Source organism: Streptomyces ossamyceticus (assembly GCF_001418475.1).
Taxonomy (GTDB): domain Bacteria; phylum Actinomycetota; class Actinomycetes; order Streptomycetales; family Streptomycetaceae; genus Streptomyces; species Streptomyces ossamyceticus.
Map to the genome: position 1 here is coordinate 1 of NZ_LIQX01000464.1, position 4,742 is coordinate 4,742.

The window sequence follows — 4,742 nt, forward strand, 5'->3', positions numbered from 1 at the left end:
CCGACGGGACCGACGGGACCGGGGAGACTACGCCTTCCCGGGCGGAGCCGTAGTAATGCGGAACGAAGGTGCGTCCGCGTTCGCTCGCTCATGCCACCGGCTCCTTCAGAACGAGGTCCACCGGCACCTGCGTCGTCACCGTCACCGCGGACGGGTCGAGGTCGGAGGGGGTCGGCATGACGCTGAGGGAGGAGTCACCGGCGCCGACGTTGCTGCGGACGGCGTCGACGCGGGCGCTGCCGAACCAGGCGCCGGAGGCGTTCACGAGGACCTGTCCGTCGGCACCGAGGCTGGCCAGGACCGCGCCCGCGCCCATCTCCCGCAGTTCCTCCGCGGCCTTGACGGCGTCGCCGACGGTCGCGAGGGGGCGGCCCACGGCTTCGGCGAGTTCCTCGGCGTTGGGCTTGACCACGTCGGGGCGTTCACGGAGCGCGGCGAGCAGGGCCGGGCCGGAGGTGTCCAGGGCGATCCGGGCACCCGCGGCATGCGCGCGGGCGACGAGGTCGGCGTACCAGGACGGGGCGAGGCCACGCGGGAGGCTGCCGCAGCAGGCGATCCAGGAGGCGTGGACGGACTGGGAGCGGACGGTCTCCAGGAGGAGTTCCTGCTCGGCGGCGGAGAGTTCGGGGCCTGGAGCGTTGATCTTCGTGAGGACTCCGTCCGCCTCGGCGAGGGCGATGTTGGAGCGGGTGGCTCCGGCCACGGGGACCCGTGCGACCTCGATGCCCTGCGCGTCGAGGAGATCCGCGACGAGCGCGCCGGGCGCGCCGCCCAGTGGCAGGACGGCCACGGTGCGCTGTCCGGCGGCGGCGACCGCGCGGGAGACGTTGACGCCCTTGCCGCCCGGGTCCATGCGTTCGCCGGTGGCCCGGATGACCTCGCCGCGGTCGAGGGAGGGGACCTCGTAGGTGCGGTCGAGGGACGGGTTGGGGGTGACGGTGAGGATCATGCGCGTGCCTTCCGGCCGGCGCCGCGGCCAGCGACGGAGCCGTTGACGGCGGCCTGACCCGGGGCGTTGCCCGCGGTCCCGCCCATGGCGTCGCCCGCGGAGGCGGCCGTGGCGTTACCCGCGGAGGCGGCCGTGGCGTTACCCGCGGAGGCGGCCGTGCCCCCGCCCGTTCCCCCGCCTGCGCCTGCGCCTGCGCCTGCGCCAGGGACTCGTAGGACTTCGGTGCCGTCACGTTCGATGGCGAGGGCGTCCTCGGCGCTCAGGCCGCTGTCGGTGATCAGCAGGTCGACGTCGCTCAGGGCGCCGAAGCGGGCGAAGTGCTCCTGGCCGCACTTGGAGGAGTCGGCGAGCAGCACCACCCGGCGGGCGGCGGCCATCGCGGCCCGCTTCACCGCGGCCTCGGCGAGGTCGGGGGTGGTCAGACCGCGGGCGGGGGAGAAACCGTTGGCCGCCACGAAGAGCACGTCGGCGCGGATCTCGCCGTAGGCGCGGAGCGCCCACGCGTCCACCGCGGCGCGGGTGCGGTGGCGGACGCGGCCGCCGACCAGGTGGAGCTGGATGCCCGGATGGTCGGCGAGGCGGGCCGCGATGGGCAGGCTGTGCGTGACCGCGGTGAGCGTGGCCTCCAGCGGGATGGCGGCGGCGAGACGGGCGACGGTCGTACCGGCGTCGAGGACGACGGTGCCGTCGATCGGCAGTTCGGCGAGAGCGGCCTGCGCGATGCGGTCCTTCTCGTCGGCGGCCGTGCTCTCGCGTTCGGCGAGGTCGGGCTCGAAGTCCAGGCGCCCCGCGGGGATGGCGCCGCCGTGGACCCGCTGGACGAGGCCGGCGCGGTCCAGGGCCTTCAGGTCGCGCCGGATGGTCTCGGCCGTGACCTGGAACTCCTCCGCCAGCGACACCACGTCCACCCGGCCGCCGTCACGGGCGAGCCGGAGGATCTCCTGCTGCCGCTCCGGTGCGTACATGTCCGTTCGCCTCCGACTGATGCCCGAATTGGTGATTTCGCTCGGAGGCTACGCCTGGATTTCCAGAAAGTAAACAGGTTCGGGCATGACTCGGACACAAACGGAGATCGGCCCGGCATCCCTCAGGGTGCCGGGCCGATCTGGTCTCCCTAGGTCAGCAGGTCAGCGGGCCAACTGCGGCTCGCGCTCCGTGTCCCCCGCCCCGTCCCCGTCGGTCACCGCGCCCTCGACCTCGACGTCGACCGACACCTCGATCTCGCCCTCGGCCGCACCCTCGACCTCGTGGCCGGCGTGCTCGGCCGTCACAGGGTGTCGGGGGAGGGCGAACATCAGCAGGAAGATCGTGAAAAGCACCGCGGCGACCCAGCCGAGGGCGTGTTCGAAGGCGTCGACGAAGGCGGGGCCGATCTCGGCGGGGACGACAGGCTCGTCCATGGCGCCGAAGAAGACCACGGCCACCAGGCCGAGTCCGAGCGCGTTGCCCATCTGCTGCACCGTGCTGATCAGCCCGGACGCGGAACCGGCGTGCTCACGCGGCACCCCGGAGAGGATCGCGTCGGTCAGCGGGGCCACGATGAGCCCCATGCCCGCGCCCATCACGATCAGCGGGAGCGCCATCTGCCAGGGAGTGATGGCGAGGCCGTACCGCTCGGACTCCCACAGGTAGAGCAGTACACCGGCCGCCATCAGCAGCGCGCCCGCCTGGAGGACCTTGCGGCCGAAGCGCGGGACGAGTTTCTGGACCGACATCCCGGCCGCGACGGAGACCGAGACGGAGAACGGCACACCGGTCAGGCCGGCCTTCAGGACGCTCCAGCCGAGGCCGGTCTGGAGGTAGAGGGTCCAGACGAGGAAGAACACACCGAGGGCGACGCCGAACACCGTCTGCACGGCGATACCGGCCGCGAAACTCTTCACCTTGAACAGCGACAGTTCGATCAGCGGGGAGCCGTCGCGCGCGGTCTTGTGCCGCTCGTACGCCACCAGTGCCGCGAACACGACCAGCGAGCCCGCCATCAGGGCGTGTCCCCACAGCGGCCAGTCCAGCTCGTGGCCGCGGGTGAGCGGGTAGAGCAGCATCAGCAGGCCGCCGGTGACGAGGGCGACGCCGACGAGGTCCAGCTTGAGGGCGTGCGGCGCCTTGGACTCGGTGATGAAACGGCGGCCCAGGACGAGGCCGGCGACGCCGACCGGGAGGTTGATCAGGAAGATCGCCCGCCATTCGAGGCCGAGCGGGTTCCACTCGATGAGCAGGGCGCCGAGCAGCGGGCCGGAGACCGCGCCGAGGCCGACGATCGCGCCGAACAGCCCGAACACCTTGCCGCGTTCGTGCGCGGGGAAGGTGGCGTGGACGATCGACAGCACCTGCGGCACCATCAGCGCGGCCGTCGCGCCCTGCGCGATCCGGGCGGCGACCAGCATCTCCGGGTTCGCGGCGAGGCCGCACAGCGCGGAGGCGACGGTGAAGCCGCCGATGCCGAGGAGGAAGATCCGCCGACGGCCGTGGATGTCGCCGAGCCGGCCCCCGGTGACGAGTCCGGCGGCGAAGGCGAGGGCGTAGCCGGCGGTGATCCACTGGATCTGGCTGACCGTGGCGGCCTCGCCCCGCTGGATGGAGGGAATCGCGATGTTGACGATCGTGACGTCCACGAGGTCCATGAAGGCGGCGGTCATGACGATGGCGAGGGCGATCCACCGCCTGCGGTCGGCACCGCCGTCGGGAGAGGCGCCGAGCGCCGTACGGGTGTCGCGCCCCTTCAGGGCGTTCGTGGTTGAGGTCATGGAACGAAGGTAGAACCCCGATAGGTCAGATCGTGTCCTACTTCTGCGGCATCCTCGCACTCATGACTACGGACACCCCGGCGCGACTCCTTCAGCTCCTGTCCTTGCTCCAGACGCCCCGCGAGTGGCCCGGCGGTGAGCTGGCCGACCGGTTGGGGGTGTCTCGGCGGACGGTGCGCCGGGACGTCGACCGGCTGCGGGAGCTGGGCTATCCGGTGCAGGCGAGCATGGGGGCGGACGGCGGTTACCGGCTGGTGGCGGGGAAGGCCATGCCGCCGCTGGTGCTGGACGACGAGGAGGCCGTGGCGATCGCGGTGGGGCTGCGGGCCGGGGCCGGGCACGCCGTGGAGGGCGTGGACGAGGCGTCCGTACGGGCGCTGGCCAAGCTGGAGCAGGTACTGCCCTCACGGCTGCGACACCGGGTGTCCACGCTCCAGGCCGCGACCACCCCGTTGACCAGCGGCGACGGGGCGACGGTGACGCCCGAGACGCTGACGGTGATCGCGTCGGCGGTGGCGGGCGACGAACGGCTCCGCTTCGCCTACCGGGCGGGCGACGGCGCGGACTCGCGGCGCCACTGCGAGCCGTACCGGCTGGTGTCGACCGGCCGCCGCTGGTACCTGGTCGCCTACGACCTCGACCGCGCCGACTGGCGCACCTTCCGCGTCGACCGCGTCCAGGAACCCTTCGCGACCGGCGCCCGGTTCGCGCCGCGTGAACTGCCGACGGGGAACGCGGCGGAGTTTCTGAAGCAGTCGATGCAGCGTCGGCAGGAGACGTACACGTTCGAAGTCACGTTCGCCGCGCCCCGGGAGGTCATCGCGGCCCGGCTGCCGGCCTGGCTCGGCAGCCCCGAACCCGTCGACGAGCACAGCTGCCGCGTGCGGGGGTCGACCGGCGACGCCGTGGAGTGGTTCGCGGTTCGGCTCGCCGTGCTGGGCTACGAGTTCACAGTGCACGAGCCGCCGGAACTGGTCGAGCACGTGCGGGAGTTGGGCGCTCGGCTGACCCGGGCGGCGGGAGGCGCTGAGGGCTGAGGGCTGAGG

Annotated in this window: 3 protein-coding genes and 1 pseudogene; 1 reads left to right on the forward strand and 3 read right to left on the reverse strand. The window is 72.7% G+C overall.

Annotated elements, in window-relative coordinates:
- Positions 1–88: 88 nt before the first annotated feature.
- The 3 genes and pseudogenes from pfkB to AOK15_RS29490 form a co-directional block, all read right to left on the reverse strand.
- Positions 89–949, reverse strand: a complete 861-nt coding sequence (gene pfkB, locus AOK15_RS29480; RefSeq protein WP_055521389.1) for a 1-phosphofructokinase — start codon at positions 947–949, stop codon at positions 89–91.
- Between the two features lie 209 nt (positions 950–1,158).
- Positions 1,159–1,914, reverse strand: a pseudogene (locus AOK15_RS29485) (DeoR/GlpR family DNA-binding transcription regulator); the annotation flags it as partial.
- A 162-nt stretch (positions 1,915–2,076) separates the two neighbouring features.
- Complete coding sequence (locus AOK15_RS29490; protein WP_055521390.1) at positions 2,077–3,696, reverse strand: MFS transporter; 1,620 nt, start codon at positions 3,694–3,696, stop codon at positions 2,077–2,079.
- A 62-nt stretch (positions 3,697–3,758) separates the two neighbouring features.
- Here AOK15_RS29490 and AOK15_RS29495 point away from each other — a divergent pair, with 62 nt between their 5' ends.
- Positions 3,759–4,733, forward strand: a complete 975-nt coding sequence (locus AOK15_RS29495; protein WP_055521391.1) for a helix-turn-helix transcriptional regulator — start codon at positions 3,759–3,761, stop codon at positions 4,731–4,733.
- The last annotated feature ends 9 nt before the right edge of the window (positions 4,734–4,742 follow it).